This window comes from Streptomyces endocoffeicus (assembly GCF_016741935.1).
In the GTDB taxonomy this organism is placed as follows: Bacteria; Actinomycetota; Actinomycetes; order Streptomycetales; family Streptomycetaceae; genus Streptomyces; species Streptomyces endocoffeicus.
Map to the genome: position 1 here is coordinate 124,979 of NZ_JAERRG010000013.1, position 16,790 is coordinate 141,768.

Sequence of the window (16,790 nt, forward strand, 5' to 3'; positions counted from 1 at the left end):
CCCGCTTGTGCCATAGGCCCAGGTCCCGCCCCTCGCGTCAGCGGCGGAGGACGGCACCCCGCCGAGGCGGCGGTGTCTGCTCGCTCCGGCCGGTGACGAGTGGCATGCCGTCGACGACGACAGCCGAGATGCCGGGCAGGTCGCCCAGGGCGAAGGACTCGAGACCGTCCCGGGCGCGCGACCCCTGGATCGGCCCGAGAACGATCAGGTCGCCGGGCTGTCCCGGCTGAATCATGCCGCCCGGGATGCCGTGATGGTGGGTCACGTTGCCGGTTGCGGCGGCGACGGCGATCTCGGGCGCCAGGCCGCAGACACTGGCGAGGTAACAGATGTTGCGGAGCATGCCGCGAGGGATGACACCGGTGCCGCCGGGAGTGTCCGTTCCGAGGGTGAGGCGGTGCAGCGCGTTGGTGGCTACGAGGTGGTCGATGGTGATTTTCGTCGCCCGGTAGTTCATTGAGCTGCAAATCTCGACCGCGGCCTCCGGCAGGTCGTCGATCACACCGCGGATCTCATCGTCCGGCATCGGGATCGGTCCGCCGGAGATGTGGGCGATGACATCGGGGCCGACGGCTGTGACGACCTCATAGCCGGCGACTCGGCTCGAACCCGAGCGGGAAACCCCGCCGGAGTGCATCTTGACGACCATGCCGCGCTCGTGGGCCCATGTCATGTACTGGACGGCCTCGCCGTCGTCCAGGCGTGACCAGTCGTAGAAGATGAACTTCAGCTGCCGGATGTCCGCCTCGACCATGCGGTCGAAGTCCGTCTCCCGCAGGCCGGGAATCAGCAGTAGCGTCCCGGCGCGCACCTTGACGCCGGACGGCCGGTATTCACCGATGGTCCGGCGGCACACAGTGGCGAGCCCGAGCACGAGGTCGGGTGACAGCTCGTCAAAGGGCAGCCCGGGAACGTGAAGTTCTCCGGCCGAGACCATGGTCGTCGTACCGCCCTGAAGGTAGTTGTGCACCCATCCGGTGGAGTTCTGTGCCGGTGTCCACTCGCCGACCGTGGGGTGCACATGCCCGTCCACGAGTCCCGGGATGACCGTCTGCCGTTGTGCGTCGACGATCAGGTCGGGCCGCGCGCCCTCGTCGCCGAGCGCGACGATCACTCCCTCCTCGATGAGTACCGATGTGTCGTGGAGCGGCGGCGTGGACAGGTCGCCGGTCACGAGCGTCCCGATGTTGGTCACCAATGTGGTCGTCATACGTTTCTCCATCTTGCTTGCTGCGGCCATCTCGTAGAATGTATACGTGATACGAAGCGGGTGGAAGGCGATGCGAGGAGCTCGTATGACGATTCGGGTACGGCAACTGATCGCCGGGCAGTGGCGCGACGGTGGCGGGGCGGCGGCGACATCGCGCAATCCGGCACGGCCGGAGGAGGTGGTGGCCGACGTCGCAGTCGCCACGGAGCAGGACCTCGGCGTGGCGGTGGAAGCCGCGGTGGCGGCCTGGGAGGGCTGGCGGCGGACGTCCATCCACGAGCGCGCGGAGGTCCTGAGGACCGCGGCCGGCATGCTGGCCGCTCGGGCCGAGATGTACGGCGCGGAACTCACCCGGGAAGAGGGCAAGACTCTCGTCGAGGGCGTGAGCGAGGTGCGGCGGGCGGCCGAGATCCTCCGATTCCACGCCGGCGAGGCGGATCGGGACTCCGGCGAGGTCTACGCCTCGCCCCGTCGAGGCGAGTCGATCTTCGTGACGCGTCGTCCGCTGGGTGTGGTCGCGATCATCACGCCGTGGAACTTCCCGATCGCCATCCCGGCGTGGAAGATCGCTCCGGCGCTGATTCACGGCAATGCCGTCGTGTGGAAACCGGCGAGCCTCGTTCCGCTGCTGGCCATGCGGTTCGCGGAGACCCTGGTCGAGGCGGGGCTGCCCGAGGGCGTGCTGTCCCTGCTCGTCGGGCCGGGACCGCTCGGCACACGGCTCGCCGAGCATCCGGGCGTGGCGGCGCTGAGCTTCACCGGCTCGACGCAGGTCGGCACCCGCCTGATGGAGACGTGTGCCCGGCTGCGCAGGCCGGTGCAGACCGAGATGGGCGGCAAGAACGCCGCGGTCGTACTGGCCGACGCGGATCTCGACCATGCCGCGGAGCAGATCGTGCTCGGAGCCATGCGTTCGACCGGCCAGAAGTGCACCGCGACGTCACGGCTGATCGTCGAGGCCAAGGTCGAGGACCAACTGCTGGAGCGCATCTGTACCCGGGTGCGGCAGCTGCAGGTCGGGGACGGGCTGCGGGAGGGCGTCGACATGGGCCCGGCGTCGTCGTCGGGTGCCCGAGCATCCATCCTCGCTGACATCGAGCACGCCAGGGCGGGTGGAGCCCAGGCCCTGACCGGGGGCGTGTCCTACGGAGACGCGGAACGGATCGACGGCTATTTCGTCCCGCCGACCGTGCTGCGGCTTACTGGCCCTGACCTTCCGGTGTGGCGCGACGAGGTCTTCGGCCCCGTCCTCAGCGTGGTCAGCACCGCGGACCGCGGGGAAGCACTGCGCCTGGCGAACGACAGCGCGTTCGGCCTCTCCGGGGCTGTCTTCACCAACGACCTGGACTACGTCCTGGGCGCCATCGACGACTTCCACGTCGGCATGCTGCACGTGAACTCCGAAACCGCCGGTGCCGACCCCCATGTCCCCTTCGGCGGCGTCAAGGACAGCGGCTACGGCCCCAAGGAGCAGGGCCGAGCCTCGCGTGACTTCTTCACCCACACTACGACCGTGTACCTGCGGGCCGGCTGACCCGCTGTGCCCGGGTATCACGGAGAGGACCATGACCATGACCATGACTCAGGACGGCACGGTGGCCCGGCGGTTCCTCGAAGCTTTCGCGGCGCTGGGCGTCAGAAAGATCTTCGGACTCCCAGGGGTGCACAACCTCGCGTTCTGGCGCGACTGGGAACCCGGACTCCCTGACATCGTCGGTGTGCGGCACGAACAGACAACCGTCTATGCCGCGGACGGCCTCGCCCGCGCCACCGGCGGGCTGGGCGTGGCACTGACGACGACCGGGCCCGGCGCGGCGAACGCGGTCGGGGCCTTCGGCGAGGCCGCGGCCTCCGGATCTCCCCTCGTCCTCGTCGCGAGCGAGATTTCCAGCGCTCTCGCCAAGCCGGGGACCGTCCGTGGTGTCCTGCACGAATCGCGCGACCAGGCGGCCCTCTTCGAACCGCTGGCCAAGGCGGTGTTCCGGCCGCGTACCGCCGCGGACTCGGTCATTGCCCTCCACGACGCCGTCGCGACCGCTCTCGCCTGGCCGCGTGGACCGGTGTATGTAGACGTGCCGACCGATGTGCTGTCGGCACAGGCTCCGGCGACCCGCATCCTGCCGCAGGAACAGCGGCGCGGCGCGCCCAGCGCCGCGGAGCTTGCGCGACTCATGCAGGCGCTGGCGCAGTCCGAACAGGTGGTGATCTGGGCAGGAGGCGGCGTCGTCCAGTCCGGGGCCCAGGAGGCGTTGGCGCGACTCGCCGAGCGATTGCGCGCACCCGTCGTCACCACGTACACCGCCCGTGGTGTTCTGCCCGCCGACCACCCGTGTGCGATCGGCCTGCCGCCACACGAGCCGGAGGTCGCCGACCTGGTGGCACGGGCCGACCTGCTGCTGGCCGTCGGCACCGACTTCGACGGCATGATGACACGGCACTGGCGCATGCCCCTGCCTCGCACGCTTGCCGTGATCGACTGCTCTGCCGAAGAGCTGACCAAGAACTACCAGCCCGACGTGTGCGTGTTGGGAGATGCCCGCGAGACACTGTCCGCGGTCCTCGAACAGATGGACTCGCCCGCCGGCAGGCCGGACTCGTCTGCCGAACGGTGGGGAGAGCCGGTACGCAACCTTCGGGATGAGGTGTGGACCCGGCTCGCCGAGGACCCGCGCAGCGCGGAGGCCGTCAGGTTCCTGCGCTCTGTCGAGGCCGCGGTCGGTGATGACACGGTCGTCGTCTGCGACATGGCCGTACCCGGGTACTGGTACGGCGGATACGGCAGAGTCACCCGCCCTCGGCGTCTTCAGTACCCCGTCGGCTGGGGCACACTCGGCTACGCACTGCCCGCGGCCGTCGGACCCGCCGCGACCGGTGAGCGGGTGCTCGCCATCTGCGGCGACGGCGGCATCATGTTCGGCCTCGGTGAACTGGCCACCCTCGCGCAGGAACAACTTCCGGTCACCGTGCTGGTCGTCGACGACGGCGGCTACGGCATGCTCCGCTACGACCAGGAGGTCGCGGGCGACCCCATCAGAGGGGTGGCGCTGACCGGTCCGCGGTGGAGCCCGCTCGGGGAAGCGTTCGGGATCGAAACCGTCGAGGTCGACGGAGTCGGCAGCCAACTGGAGAAGGCGCTGCGGCAGGCGCTCGACGCTCGCGCTCCCCGGCTGGTGGTCGCACGTGCCAGGCTCACCCCTCCGCGAACCACCTCCCCACGGTGGTTCGAATGACCACGCCACAACGGCCTACCGGTCGCCGACGACCGGTTCCGTACCACCCCAGGACGCATGGGCGGCGGACCGGGCTCGTCGACGAACCGATCCGCACCCGGTGCCGCATGCCCACCGCGATCGAGAGGTCGCCGATGGGGCCCTGACCCAGCTTGGTATCATGGATACAAAGTCCATGTAACCGCTGTCTGGGATGAAGGCCGAGGATGACCGGCAAAGAGCCACGCGTCTTTGTACGACCGCCGACCGCTCAGGCAGCGGTTCTGGCTGAGCTCCGCCTGGCGATCCTCCACGGTGAACTGGCCCCGGGTACACCGATCCTCCAGGAAGCTGTCGCCGAGGAGTTCGGTGTGAGCCGAGTGCCGGTCCGCGAGGCGCTGAAGATCCTTGAGGGCGAGGGGCGTGTCCAGTACCTGCCCCAGCGCGGCTATTCGGTCACGAAACTTGCCATCGAGGATCTTCGGGAGATCTACCGCGTCCGGCAGTTGCTGGAAGTCGAAGCGGTGCGAACCGGCGTGGCGCGTCTGACCGGTGCGGACATCCTGGCGATGTCGAAGCTGGTGCGGGCCATGGACGAGGCCGCCGACGCGGGAGACCTGGTGGCACTGACCACCCTGAATCGACAGTTCCACTTCCGGTTGATCGAGGCATCGAACCGTGAGTGGCTCATCAGCATCATTCGGCAGCTGTGGGATTCCACGGACCCCTACCGCTCCGTCTACTTCGCCGAATCCGCCAATCGGAAGACGATCCAGCGCGAGCACCGGGCGATCCTCAAGGCCACTCGTCAGCGGGATGCGGACCTGCTCATCCAGCTGCTGGACGAACACCGCCAACACGCCGTCGGTGTGCTGACGCGAGCCCTGGAGGAATCTGAATGAGCCGCCTGCAGCGATTGGATGAGCTCGGCCTCGCCCTGCCTGCGCCGATGCCGTCCGTCGGTGACTATCTCCCGGCACGGCAGCACGACGGTCTGCTCTGGGTGTCCGGCCACACGGGCAGAGGTCCTGACGGCTTGAGGGTGCGCGGTGTCGTCGGGGACGACGTCGATGTGGACACGGCGCGAGCAGAGGCGCGGCGGGCCGCGCTGAACGTCATCGCCACCGTGCACGCCGCCGTGGGGATCGACACCGTGCGGGCGGTCGTGCACCTGCGCGGCTACGTAAGGGCGGCGGGAGGCTTTACCCAGCATCCGCAGGTGGTGGACGCCGCGTCGGAGCTGCTCGCCGCGGTGTTCGGCGACGTGGGCCGCCACGCGCGTGCGGCGGTCGGGGCCGGCTCACTGCCCGGGGGCGCCTGCGTCGAACTGGAAGCCGTGTTCGCCGTCGACCGCTGACCCCGTCGAGCGCCCTCGCCCCGGGATCGCCCCGCCCCGCCCCCGGCCCGCGGAGCTGGGACGGGGGCGGGGCGACCGGACTGACCAGCCGCCCGAACCGTGGAGTCAGCGCCTGCGGCGGCGCGCCGCGCGGAACAGTACGACGGCGGCCAGCCCGATCGCGGCGGCGCCGTACACCACACGGAGCGTGCGCGGCGACAGGCCGGTCAAGGTCGCGAGATCCAGATTCCCCGACCCGGCCGGCGGCGCGTCCACCGCGGAGTCGGTGTCACGCCCCGGCGCGGTGATCTCCACGCTGAGACGCCTGGCGAACTCGTCCACGATGTGGCGACTGACCTGTTCGAGCACGCCACGGCCGAACTGGGCGACCCGACCGGTGATCTCCAGGTCGGTCGTGACCTCTGCGAGCGTTGCCGCCCCGTCCGGGCGGGCGGTGAGGCTGATGGTCGCCGCCGCGGAGCCCTGGCCGCGCACGTCGCGCGCCTGTGCCCGGACTGTCATCTGGTGCTGGTCGTCGTCGCGGTCGAGGATCTGCGCGGTGCCTTGGTATTCCGCGGTGATCGGGCCGACTTTGATCTGGACAGCACCCGAGTACATCTGGTCGCCGGTCTGATCGTGAAGTGTCGCGCCGGGCATGCACGGCACGATGCGCGGCACGTCGCCGAGCACCTTCCATGCGTCGTCGACGTGCGCCGGCACGTGAAATGTGTGCTGAAGTCGCATGCTGGTCCTCCGAGCCTGGGCGGTCAGTAGTAGGCGGCGAGCCCGGTCAGGGCGTCGCCGAGCACGAGTGTGGATCTTCTTGGCGCCGAGAACGCCGTGCGGACGATGACAGGTGCCGCACGCCCGTTTCCCCGAGGCCGGCCTGCTGACGGGTGACCGCCTCTACATCCTTGAGCTGGGCGGGGGAGGGGCGTCAGCGAAGCCAGAAGGGTCTCCGGGCGACTGTTTTTCGCCGTCATAGGTATTCCCTTCCGGAGACGGGAGGTCCTATGGTCGCGTATACATTACCCAGGATACGCACGGAGGCAGCGTGATCAGCAAGGGAGTCGGGCTGTTCCCCACCGAGCCCGTCACGGTGATGCGGGAGTACACACAGCTCGCTGAATCGCTCGGATACGACAACGTCTGGTTCGGCGACTCGCAGAACATCTGGCGGGAGTCCTCAACCACCATGGGCGCGGCCGCGGTCGGCACCGAACGCATTGTCTTCGGCACCGGCGTGACGAACGCCGTCACCCGGCACCGGTCGTTGCTGGCGTCGACCTGGGCGAGTCTCGCGGAGTTCACCGGCGGCCGCGTTGCGCTGGGCATCGGGACCGGAGACTCGTCACTGCGCACGATGGGTCTGAAGCCCCTGAAGCTCGCCGAGCTCGAAGGGGCGATCGCGGAGCTGAGGGCACTGTTCCGTGGCGAGTCGGTGAAAGAAGCCCACAGCGGCGCGGACTTCCACCTCAACTACGTCCGGGAACCGATGCACGTCCCCATCTACATCGCGGCATCGGCGCCGAAGATTCTCAAACTGGCCGGCCGCGTCGCCGACGGCGTCCTGGTCCTCGTCGGCACGGCACCCCACTTCATCGAGGCCGCCCTCGCCACGATTGAGGAGGGAGCCCGCGAATCCGGCCGCCAACTCTCCGACCTGCACATTGTGCTCTGGACGCCGACGGCGATCTCCACCGACGCGGTGGAGGCCCGCGACCTGGTCAGAGCTCATGTCGCCCGGGTCTGCATACGTCCGCTGCCCGCTGAGGTGGACCCGGCGCTGCAGACGGCGATCGACCGGATCCGTGACACCTACGACTACTACCACCACATGGACACCGAGGCGGACCACGCCGACCTGGTTCCCGACGAGCTCGTCGACCTGTTCGCCCTCGCCGGCACGCCGCAGGAGTGCAGCGAGGGCGTCGCCCGCATCGCGAAGCTCGGTGTCGACCAAGTGTCGATCGTGCCCTTCGTCCGCCCGGGTGAGAGCCGCGCCGACACCATCCGAACCTTCGCGAAGATCGTCGACTCGCTCTGACCGGTGAAGGGGACCAGCCGTGACCAGCCACACGTCGCCGCGCTTCCCGCCCCCCGGGGCGGATGTCCCGGGTGCTCCGCCGCCGCTGCGCCGCGAGGGGGCTCTCGCCGGGACGACGACGGACATGCCCGCCGACGAGGGCACCGGCCCCTTGCCCACGATCCGCTTCTGGAATTCGAGACTCGCCGCCACCACGCTGACCTCCCTGGTCGCAGTGGCAGTGGTGGTCGCCGCGCGCCGTGCCGCCCGCCGAGGGCAGCGTGACGGCTCTATCCATCGTTGACCCGGCTCACCGAGGAAACCGAAACATGGTCAAGATCTGTTGGGCTCGCCGCGTGCTTGCCCTGTTCATCAGCTCGGCTCTGCTCACACTCGCCGCCTGCGGCGGTGGAACCTCCGGCAAGGGCGCGGGCGACGGCCGCGCCAAGGTCCGCATCGCCGTGACCGGCGCGGACAGCCTGCCCTTCATGGCCGTCCTGCAGCTGGCCATCGACAAGGGCTGGTTCAAGAAGGAGGGGCTGGACGTCTCACTGTTCTCCGGGGGAGGCGGCGGCAACACGCTGCGCGTCGTCACCAGCGGGGACGCCGACCTCGCCATCTCCGGAAGCTCCTCGGTCGTGCTCGCTGCCGAGAAACCGGCCGCGAACCTGAAGATCGTGGGCTCGTGGTTCCAGGTCAATGACTTCTACTGGATCAGCGCCAACCGCAACGCCGGCCTCAAGAACGCCTCCCTCGGCTTCTCCAGCGCCGGATCGGCCACCGAGCTCGTGCTCAAGGCGCTGCAGAAGCGTCGACCGGGCGAGAACATCAAGTCCGTCGCTGTCGGCGGGATGGGTGACAACTGGGCCGCCGCCCGGGCAGGCAAGATCACTGGCGGCTGGGCGATGCATCCCTTCGTGACGCAGAAGCAGCAGGACGGGGCACGGGTGCTCGTCGCCTCGCGCGATGTCATCGGCGACCACCCTGCCGACCTGGTCGCGGTCAACCGTGATTTCGCGTCCGACAACGCTCCGGCGCTCAAGGCATTCTTCCGCGCGGCCCAGAAGGCACTCACTTACGTGGCGCAGCAGCCCGACACCGCGGCGAAGGACCTCGCCCCGCTCATCAAGGTGGATGCGAAGACCGTGGCCAAGGCGCTCAAGGAGACCCCGGAACTGCGGCGGGCGTACTCACTCAAGCCCGACCCGAAGGCGCTGCGCAACCTGTCGGACCTCATGGAACAAGCCGGGGAGATCTCCCAGCCAGTCGACTGGGCACACGTCCTGGACCAGCAGTACCTGCCCCACAACGCCCGCGCCGCCTTCTGAGGACCGGCGTGCCCCGAGACGGAAGGAAGGGCGCAACCATGGGCCAACCCGGAATCAAGATCAGCGACCTGGCGGTGCGCTTCGACACGCCTGCGGGTGACACCGTGACGGCGGTAGAGGGCATCAACCACGAGATCGAGGCGCACAAGTTCGTCTCGATCGTCGGACCCAGCGGATGCGGCAAGTCGACACTGCTGAACGTCGTCGCCGGACTGCAGCGGCCGACGAGCGGTTCGGTGGAGATCGAGGGCGCCCCCGTGACGGGACCCAACCGCCGCATCGGGCTGGTCTTCCAGGAGGACTCGACCCTTCCCTGGAAGACCGTGGAGGAGAACGTCGCCTTCGGAATGCACATTCAGTCCGTGCCGAAGGAGCAGCAGCGCCGACGCACCCGGGAGATGATCGACCTCGTCGGGCTCAACGGGTTCCAGAAGGTCCACCCCCCGATGCTGTCGGGCGGCATGCGTCAGCGGGTGGCGCTTGCCCGGACGCTGGCTCAGCAGCCGTCCGTGCTGCTCATGGACGAACCGTTCGCCGCCCTCGACCAGCAGACCCGGCTGTTGCTGGGTGCGGAGCTGCGCCGTATCTGGCGGCAGACGAAGCAGACGGTGCTGTTCGTGACGCATGACCTCTCTGAAGCGATCCTCATGTCCCAGCAGGTGTGGGTGATGTCCTACCGGCCCGGCCGGATCATCGACGTCGTCGACGTCGACCTGCCCGACGAACGCGACACGTCGGTGGTGTCCACGCACGAGTTCAACGAGTTGCAGAACCGGATCTGGGCGTCCCTTCAGCAGGAAGCCATGCGGGGCTTCGTCGCGGAGGCGACTGCGTCATGACCAAGACAACCGTGCAAGCCGCGCCGGGAGCGCAACGGCCGCCGAACGGAGGCAGCCGCCGCATCGTCACCCCGCGCACCCGCATCGGCAGGCGCGTACCGGGTACGGGCCTGATCAGCACGGCCTCCACGCTCGGGCTGCTCCTGCTGGCGGGCCTTGTGTGGCAGCTGGGATCGATTGCGCAGTGGTGGTCGGTGGCCACCCTGCCGCCCTTCACACAGGTGCGGTCCGAACTGCTCCGGCTCCTTGGGACCGGCGAGTTCTGGGACGACACCGGCCGGACCGGGATGGAGATCGTCCTGTCCCTCGTCGCCGGCACGCTTCTCGGACTGCTGGCCGGCATCCTGTTCTGGAAGATGCCGATCGTCGGCCGCATCCTCGAGCCGTACCTCGTCTCCTTCTACGCGGTCCCCCTGGTGCTGTTCTACCCGGTGATGATCGTGATCACCGGCATCACCCCGTGGTCGGTGATCATCCTCGCGACCGTGATGGCCGCGATCCCCATGGCACTCAACACCTGGGTGGGACTGGCGACGCTCCGGCCCGTGTACCTCAAGCTGGCCCGCTCACTGGGGTGCACACGCCGTCAGACGATGCTGCAGGTGGCCCTGCCCGGAGCGGCCCCGTACATCGTCGCCGGACTGCGATTGGCCGCCGGCTACGCGCTGATCGGCGCCATCGCGATGGAGTTCACGACGGCGTCGGCCGGGCTCGGATTCCGCATCCGCTACCTCTACGAGTCCTTCGAAACACCCACCATGTTCGCCTACGTCCTCGCCGTCCTCGGGCTGTCGTTCCTGCTCACACTGCTCCTCGCGCTCGCCGAGAAGCGCATGCTCAAGGGGAGGAATGAGCGATGACCACCGTTGCCATGCCGCTGAAACGACAGAAGCGGCGGCCCTCAGTAGCCATCGGTTCCGTCCTCGTGCTCGTCGTCGCCTGCGCGGGGTGGTGGATCGCCTCGCGTATCAGCTTCGTCATCCCGGATCCGTCCTCGACGACACGGGCACTGTTCAGCAATCTCGGCGATCCGGACTACCAGCGAGACATGCGTGTCACAGCGATCGCCGTCGCCTGGGCCTTCGCGCTGGGGACACTGATCGGCGCACTGCTGGGCCTTGTCCTCGGGCTTTCCAGGACGGCCCGCCTGCTCTTCGAACCGCTCGTGATCGGCCTCAACGGCATGCCGAAGATCGTGCTGTACCCCATGTTGCTGCCCGTCTTCCACCTCGGCTACGGCTCGAAGGTGGTGATGGGCGTGCTGTTCTCCCTCTTCCCTGTCCTGATCAACGTGGCCGCGGGCGTACGCGACGTCCCGGAGGTCTATTGGAAGCTCTCGCGGTCGCTGAACGCCTCGCGATGGCAGACCCTGACCGCCATCGTGATCCCGGCTATCCGCCGCCCGCTGCTGACCGGCATCCGGCTGGCGGTGAGCCTCGCGACCGTCGGCGTGGTCCTCTCGGAGTTCTTCGCCACCCAGAACGGACTGGGCCGGACCGTGTTGCGGGCGTACGGAACCGGCGACTACGCCGACATGATGGCGACCATCCTGTTGCTGATCTCGGTGTCCTTCACCCTGTCCCTGGCGCTGTGGCGCCTGGAACGGAAGACGCGATGACCACTTCCGCACCCCTCATGGGCGCCACCGTGCCCCGTCGCGAAGACGAGCGCTTCCTCACCGGACGTGGCGCCTTCGTCGCCGATCTCACCGGCCCCGGCACCTGGCACGCGGTGTTCGTCCGCTCTTCATACGCCGCAGCGCGGATCCGCGCGGTGGAGACGGCCGCCGCACGCCGTCTGCCCGGTGTACTGGCCGTGCTGACCGGCGAGGACCTCGCCGGCCGGCTCGGTCCGCTGGGGTCCTTGCACAAGCCGCAGCCGGCGTTCGTCGAAGCCTTCTCGTTCCACTCCGCGGAGATCGACCTGCCCTGCCTGGCCATCGAACGGGTGCACTACGTCGGGGAACCACTGGCCGTAGTCGTGGCGGAGAGCCGCGCCATCGCCGAGGACGCCGCTGAACTCGTCGACATCGCCTACGAGCGGGACGAGCCGGTCGCCGACGCACGCACGGCGCTGTCCGCGACCGCACCACGGGTGCACCCCGAGCTCCCTGACAACGTGGCCGCGTCGCTGCAAGCCGGTTTCGGAGACGTCGACGCGGCCCGGCGGCGCGCCGCCCACGTGGTGCGCAACACCTTCCGCATCGGCCGGCACTCCGGCATCCCGCTGGAGTGCCGGGGAGTGCTGTCCCGCTGGGACCAGGCCCGGCAGCGGGTCGAGGTGTGGACGTCCACGCAGGTACCGCACTTCGTCCGCACCGCGATCACCACGGCGACCGGCTGGCCCACGCACCAGGTCCGCGTTCGCACGCCCGACGTCGGCGGCGGCTTCGGCCCCAAGGCGAACGTCTACGCGGAGGAGGTCGTCGTCGCCTACCTGGCACGGCTGCTGAACCGGGAGGTCGCCTGGATCGAGGACCGCGCGGAACACTTCCAGGCCACCGCCCAGGGACGCGACCAGGAGCTGGAGGCGGAACTCGCGGTCGACTCCGACGGCCGGATCCTGTCCTGGTCGGTCGACTACGTCGTCGATGTGGGCGCCGGCAGCCTCTGGGTGGCGGGCATCATCGCCAACACCGCGTTGCATCTGCTCGGGGCCTACCGCATCCCCCACTACCGCGTGTCGGGACGGGCCGTCTACACCAACAAGACCATCGTCGCCCAGTATCGCGGCGCCGGACGCCCGGAGGCGTGCTTCGCGCTGGAGCGCAGTCTCGACGCCGCCGCTGACGCCGCCGGGCTGCCACCGGAGGAGATCCGGCGCCGTAACATCCTGCGCGCCGAGGACCTGCCGCACGAGGTCCCCCTGCCGTACCGCGACGGCGTACCGATCACCTACGATGGCGCGGACTTCGGCCGGTGCCTGGATGCCTGCCTGAAGCTCCTGCCGGCCGAGACGGTCACGGACTTGGCCGCGGACTACCCTGACCTGCTGCTCGGCCACGGCATATCCACCTATGTCGAGGCGACCGGGCGCGGGCCGTACGAAAGCGGGCGGGCGCGCCTCCTGCCTGGCGGCACCTTCGAGATAGCGGCGGGATCCGCCTCCGCCGGCCAGTCGCACGAAACGACCTTCGCCCAGGTGGCGGCGCAGACACTCGGGGTGCCGTTCGACGCCGTCAGGGTCCGCAATGGGGACACCGACGCCGTCGCCTACGGCATCGGATCGTTCGCCAGCCGCTCCGCGGTGGTCGGCGGTTCCGCCGTGTACACCGCTTGCCGGCGGCTTCGGGAGCGGGGGCGCGAGCTCGCCGCCGAACTGCTCGACGTGCGGCCCGACGACGTCGACGCGGTCGACGGGGGATTCAGCTCGTCCGACGGCCGCGACATCGGCTGGGAACGGCTCGCGACTGAACTCGCGCCGGGCGGGGGCCTCGCCGACCACCAGCCGCTGGATCAGACGAGCACATTCTCCCCGCCCACTGTGACCTGGACCATGGGCGCGCACGCCGCCGTCGTCGGTATCGACCCGGGCACCGGCATCGTACGAGTGCTGCGCTACGCGGTCGCCCATGAAGGCGGAGACGAGATCAACCCGGCCGTGGTGGAAGGGCAGGTGCGCGGCGGAGTCGCCCAGGGCATCGGCGGCACCCTCCTCGAAGAGTTCGCCTATTCCGCCGAAGGACAGCCGCAGACCACGACGTTCGCCGAGTACCTGCTGCCCGGCACCTTCGAGGTGCCGCCGACGGCAGTGGCGCACCTGCATGGCCCGGCCGACCTGAATCCACTGGGCGTCAAAGGCGTCGGCGAGAGCGGCACCATCGCGGTCTACTCCACCGTGGCCGCGGCGGTGGAGGACGCCGCGTCGTCAGCGGCCGGGCGGATCACCACAACTCCGATCCGCCCCAGTACGGTCCTCGCGCTGCTGACCGAGACGGAAGGGGAAGCCTCGTGAAGCCGGCCCCGTTCGCCTACGTGCGCGCGACCTCCGTCGCCGACACCCTGGCCGTCCTCGACTCCGATCCGCAGGTAAAACTGCTGGCCGGCGGGCAGAGCCTGCTGGCCGTGATGAACCTCCGCCTGGCCCGCCCGTCCCGGATCCTCGACATCGGACAGCTGCGCGAACTGGACCGCGTCTTCGACGACGACGACTCGATTCTCATCGGCGCGCTCCGCACACACCGGCGCGTGGAGACCGACCCGCTCATCCGCGCCCGCGTACCGCTGCTCGCCGAAGCGGCCCGGCACATCGGCCATGTCGCGATCCGCAACCGAGGCACTCTGGGTGGCAGCCTCGCCCACGCCGACCCGGCGGGCGAACTGCCGGCCGCGATGGTCGCTCTCGGCGCCACCCTGTACGTCGAGTCCCATACCCGCGCCCGCCGCGAGATCGCTGCCGAGGACTTCTTCACCTCTTTGTTCACCACGGCGCTCGAACCGTCGGACATGCTGACCTGGATCAGGGTCCCGGCATCGCACCCCACCACCGGGTGGGGATTCACCGAAGTGGCGCGTCGGCACGGCGACTTCGCGCTTGCCGGGGCGGCGGCCCAGATCACCCTCGCCGCGGACGGTGTCGTCACTCGAGCCCGCGCTGTGCTGTTCGGCGTGGCCGACCGCCCGGTCCTGGTGACCGCCGTGGAGCAGACCGTGGGGAACAGACCGGACCCCAGCACCTGGCGGCAGGTCGCGCGGGAGGCCGCCGCCGCCCTGGAGCCGGCGGACGAGCCCGAGTACCAGCGGCATCTCGCCGTCACCAGCCTGACCCGGGCCTTCACTCAGGCCGCCGACCGCTCCCGCGCGGCGCACCATCGAGGAACGCAGTCATGAATGACGTACGCATCGACATCGAGGTGAACGGCATCCGCTACGAACGGACCGTTGACGCCCGCACATCGCTCGCCGACTTCCTCCGCGAGCAGATCGGACTCACCGGCACGCACTTGGGCTGCGAGCACGGCGTCTGCGGTGCCTGCACCGTGCTCGTCGACGGGCGCAGCGTGCGCTCCTGCCTGAGTCTGGCCGCGCAGGCCGGCGGAACGACCGTGCGCACGGTAGAAGGGCTCGGCGATGGCGACGGCCTGAGCCCCTTGCAGCAGGCTATGTCCCGTCATCACGGACTGCAGTGCGGCTTCTGCACCCCCGGATTCGTCGTGGCGGCGACCGAGCTGCTCGAGAACAGTGCCGAACTCGACGACCATGACGTCCGCGAGGCCCTGTCCGGCAATGTCTGCCGGTGCACCGGCTACCACGGCATCGTGGCCGCGGTCCTCGAAGTCGCCCGCGAACGGCAGCCGGCGACCGGTAAGGCGGCAGAGTGAGCCCCGACATCCAACGCGGGCCCGGATCGCCGTCGTCATCGGGCAGGTCGGGCCCGGCGTGCGGAAAACCGTCGGCGCGGAGGGGGGGACCGCCGTGCGTGACATTCTCGACGCGCTGGCGACGTGGTACGCCACACGGCAGCCCTTCGGTCTGGCCACGGTGGTCGACACCTTCCGCAGCGCACCTCGTCCGCCCGGTGCGGCGATGGCGGTCTCCCTCGAGGGCGAGGTGGTCGGCAGCGTGTCCGGCGGCTGTGTCGAAGGGGCGGTCTACGAACTGGCCCGTGAAGTGATCTCCTCCGGGCGACCGGTCCTCGAGCGATACGGTGTGGCCGACGATGACGCATTCGCGGTAGGCCTCACCTGTGGCGGAAGGCTTTTGACATCTTCGTCGCACCAATCTGCCGGCGAACGTTTTCGCCGGCGCGGTGACCAGGATCGGCAAGTACCTCGGCTACCACGTGACCGTATGCGACGCTCGCCCCACCTTCGCCACCGCGAAACGCTTCCCTGACGCGGACGAGGTCGTCGTCCAGTGGCCGCACAAATTCCTCGCCAACACCGAGGTGGACAGGGACACCGTGGTATGCGTGCTCACCCACGACCCCAAGTTCGACGTGCCCCTTCTGGAAGCAGCGCTGCGAACCAGAGCAGCGTATGTGGGTGCGATGGGCTCCCGACGCACCCATCACGACCGGATACAGCGGCTGCGTGAGGCCGGCATGACCGCAGCAGGGATCAACCGGCTGCGCTCACCGATCGCAGCAACACGCCATCAGCTTGTGACTGCCGTACGACAGCGGCCACACGGCGGAGTCCTATACCAGAAAGGCAGGGCAGCATGACCAGTTACAAGATCGCCGTGATCGGTGGCACCGGACCCCAGGGCAGGGGCCTGGCCTACCGGTTCGCCAAGGCAGGCCACACCGTGGTCGTCGGCTCGCGGGCATCGGAGAGAGCCGAGCAGACGGCAACCGACATCGCGACACGGATCGATGACACCGCACAGATCAGCGGGGCGGACAATGTCACCGCCGCGGGCTCCGCGGATGTCGTGCTGCTCGCGGTGCCGTACGAGGGTCATGCCGCACTGGTCGAATCACTGTGGGCCCAGTTGGCGGACAAGGTGGTGATCAGCTGTGTGAACCCGATCCGATTCGACGCGCGTGGCCCCTACGGCCTGCGCGTCGGCGACGGCAGTGCTGCCGAAGAAGCACAGCGCATCGTCACCGACGCCCGCCTGGTGGGCGCGTTCCATCACTTGTCCGCCGTGAGCCTCTGGAGTGAGGCCGAGCTACTCGATCACGAGGACGTCTTGGTCTGCGGCGACAACAGCCAGGCCACGGACGTGGCCGTCCACCTGGCACGCGCGATCACCGGCCGAGATGGCATCAACGCCGGCGCGCTGAGACTCGCCCGCCACCTGGAACCGCTTACCGCCACGTTGATCAGCATCAACAAGCGCTACAAGATCCGCTCCGGTATACGCATCGTCGGCCTGGAACACAAAGTATGACCGCCG

16 protein-coding genes and 1 pseudogene are annotated in these 16,790 nt (G+C 69.1%); 15 read left to right on the plus strand and 2 right to left on the minus strand.

Going from position 1 to position 16,790, the window contains the following annotated elements; all coding sequences use genetic code 11:
- Positions 1-37 precede the first annotated feature (37 nt).
- Positions 38-1,210, minus strand: a complete 1,173-nt coding sequence (locus JK364_RS29225) for an amidohydrolase family protein (RefSeq protein ID WP_201854326.1) — start codon at positions 1,208-1,210, stop codon at positions 38-40.
- An 85-nt stretch (positions 1,211-1,295) separates the two neighbouring features.
- On the opposite strand from JK364_RS29225, the gene JK364_RS29230 reads away from it, so the two are divergent.
- From JK364_RS29230 to JK364_RS29245, 4 genes are all read left to right on the plus strand, one after another.
- Positions 1,296-2,744 carry an aldehyde dehydrogenase family protein gene (locus JK364_RS29230; protein ID WP_230992670.1) on the plus strand — a complete coding sequence of 483 codons (1,449 nt, stop codon included), beginning with the start codon at positions 1,296-1,298 and terminating at the stop codon, positions 2,742-2,744.
- Positions 2,745-2,775: 31 nt separating this feature from the next.
- The gene (locus tag JK364_RS29235; protein ID WP_230992671.1) at positions 2,776-4,440 is read left to right on the plus strand and encodes a thiamine pyrophosphate-binding protein; all 1,665 of its coding nucleotides are present in this window, start codon (positions 2,776-2,778) and stop codon (positions 4,438-4,440) included.
- Positions 4,441-4,646: 206 nt separating this feature from the next.
- Entirely contained in the window at positions 4,647-5,321 is a 675-nt protein-coding gene (locus JK364_RS29240; RefSeq protein WP_201854329.1) for a GntR family transcriptional regulator, read from the plus strand.
- Positions 5,318-5,776, plus strand: coding sequence for a RidA family protein (locus JK364_RS29245; protein WP_201854330.1), 459 nt, complete (start codon positions 5,318-5,320; stop codon positions 5,774-5,776). The genes JK364_RS29240 and JK364_RS29245 overlap by 4 nt, the downstream gene beginning before the upstream one ends.
- A gap of 105 nt (positions 5,777-5,881) precedes the next feature.
- Here the strand turns inward: JK364_RS29245 and JK364_RS29250 are convergent, their stop codons facing one another.
- Entirely contained in the window at positions 5,882-6,499 is a 618-nt protein-coding gene (locus JK364_RS29250; RefSeq protein WP_201854331.1) for an SRPBCC family protein, read from the minus strand.
- 310 nt (positions 6,500-6,809) lie between these two features.
- Here JK364_RS29250 and JK364_RS29255 point away from each other — a divergent pair, with 310 nt between their 5' ends.
- The 11 genes and pseudogenes from JK364_RS29255 to npdG all read left to right on the plus strand — a co-directional run bounded on the left by JK364_RS29255 (position 6,810) and on the right by npdG (position 16,784).
- Complete coding sequence (locus JK364_RS29255; protein WP_201854332.1) at positions 6,810-7,802, plus strand: LLM class flavin-dependent oxidoreductase; 993 nt, start codon at positions 6,810-6,812, stop codon at positions 7,800-7,802.
- 19 nt (positions 7,803-7,821) lie between these two features.
- Positions 7,822-8,085 carry a hypothetical protein gene (locus tag JK364_RS29260; RefSeq protein WP_201854333.1) on the plus strand — a complete coding sequence of 88 codons (264 nt, stop codon included), beginning with the start codon at positions 7,822-7,824 and terminating at the stop codon, positions 8,083-8,085.
- 25 nt (positions 8,086-8,110) lie between these two features.
- Positions 8,111-9,109 carry an ABC transporter substrate-binding protein gene (locus tag JK364_RS29265; RefSeq protein WP_201854334.1) on the plus strand — a complete coding sequence of 333 codons (999 nt, stop codon included), beginning with the start codon at positions 8,111-8,113 and terminating at the stop codon, positions 9,107-9,109.
- A gap of 38 nt (positions 9,110-9,147) precedes the next feature.
- Complete coding sequence (locus JK364_RS29270; RefSeq protein WP_201854335.1) at positions 9,148-9,948, plus strand: ABC transporter ATP-binding protein; 801 nt, start codon at positions 9,148-9,150, stop codon at positions 9,946-9,948.
- A complete protein-coding gene (locus tag JK364_RS29275) occupies positions 9,945-10,808 on the plus strand; it encodes an ABC transporter permease (protein WP_201854336.1) in 864 nt (287 codons plus the stop codon). The genes JK364_RS29270 and JK364_RS29275 overlap by 4 nt, the downstream gene beginning before the upstream one ends.
- Positions 10,805-11,566, plus strand: coding sequence for an ABC transporter permease (locus JK364_RS29280; RefSeq protein ID WP_201854337.1), 762 nt, complete (start codon positions 10,805-10,807; stop codon positions 11,564-11,566). Before JK364_RS29275 ends, JK364_RS29280 begins: the two co-directional genes overlap by 4 nt.
- Positions 11,563-13,902 carry a xanthine dehydrogenase family protein molybdopterin-binding subunit gene (locus tag JK364_RS29285; protein ID WP_201854338.1) on the plus strand — a complete coding sequence of 780 codons (2,340 nt, stop codon included), beginning with the start codon at positions 11,563-11,565 and terminating at the stop codon, positions 13,900-13,902. The genes JK364_RS29280 and JK364_RS29285 overlap by 4 nt, the downstream gene beginning before the upstream one ends.
- Entirely contained in the window at positions 13,899-14,777 is an 879-nt protein-coding gene (locus JK364_RS57635; protein ID WP_201854339.1) for an FAD binding domain-containing protein, read from the plus strand. The genes JK364_RS29285 and JK364_RS57635 overlap by 4 nt, the downstream gene beginning before the upstream one ends.
- Complete coding sequence (locus tag JK364_RS29295) at positions 14,774-15,268, plus strand: (2Fe-2S)-binding protein (RefSeq protein ID WP_201854340.1); 495 nt, start codon at positions 14,774-14,776, stop codon at positions 15,266-15,268. Before JK364_RS57635 ends, JK364_RS29295 begins: the two co-directional genes overlap by 4 nt.
- Positions 15,269-15,362: 94 nt before the next feature.
- Positions 15,363-16,029, plus strand: a pseudogene (locus JK364_RS29300) (XdhC family protein); the annotation flags it as partial.
- Between the two features lie 80 nt (positions 16,030-16,109).
- Complete coding sequence (gene npdG, locus JK364_RS29305) at positions 16,110-16,784, plus strand: NADPH-dependent F420 reductase (protein WP_201854341.1); 675 nt, start codon at positions 16,110-16,112, stop codon at positions 16,782-16,784.
- Positions 16,785-16,790 lie beyond the last annotated feature (6 nt).

Bases quoted from the DNA above. Each gene is read 5' to 3' on its own strand.
- JK364_RS29225 (WP_201854326.1), bottom strand. From the start codon at position 1,210: ATGACGACCACATTGGTGACCAACATCGGGACGCTCGTGACCGGCGAC.
- JK364_RS29230 (WP_230992670.1), top strand. From the start codon at position 1,296: ATGACGATTCGGGTACGGCAACTGATCGCCGGGCAGTGGCGCGACGGT.
- JK364_RS29235 (WP_230992671.1), top strand. From the start codon at position 2,776: ATGACCATGACCATGACTCAGGACGGCACGGTGGCCCGGCGGTTCCTC.
- JK364_RS29240 (WP_201854329.1), top strand. From the start codon at position 4,647: ATGACCGGCAAAGAGCCACGCGTCTTTGTACGACCGCCGACCGCTCAG.
- JK364_RS29245 (WP_201854330.1), top strand. From the start codon at position 5,318: ATGAGCCGCCTGCAGCGATTGGATGAGCTCGGCCTCGCCCTGCCTGCG.
- JK364_RS29250 (WP_201854331.1), bottom strand. From the start codon at position 6,499: ATGCGACTTCAGCACACATTTCACGTGCCGGCGCACGTCGACGACGCA.
- JK364_RS29265 (WP_201854334.1), top strand. From the start codon at position 8,111: ATGGTCAAGATCTGTTGGGCTCGCCGCGTGCTTGCCCTGTTCATCAGC.
- JK364_RS29270 (WP_201854335.1), top strand. From the start codon at position 9,148: ATGGGCCAACCCGGAATCAAGATCAGCGACCTGGCGGTGCGCTTCGAC.
- JK364_RS29275 (WP_201854336.1), top strand. From the start codon at position 9,945: ATGACCAAGACAACCGTGCAAGCCGCGCCGGGAGCGCAACGGCCGCCG.
- JK364_RS29280 (WP_201854337.1), top strand. From the start codon at position 10,805: ATGACCACCGTTGCCATGCCGCTGAAACGACAGAAGCGGCGGCCCTCA.
- JK364_RS29285 (WP_201854338.1), top strand. From the start codon at position 11,563: ATGACCACTTCCGCACCCCTCATGGGCGCCACCGTGCCCCGTCGCGAA.
- JK364_RS29295 (WP_201854340.1), top strand. From the start codon at position 14,774: ATGAATGACGTACGCATCGACATCGAGGTGAACGGCATCCGCTACGAA.
- npdG (WP_201854341.1), top strand. From the start codon at position 16,110: ATGACCAGTTACAAGATCGCCGTGATCGGTGGCACCGGACCCCAGGGC.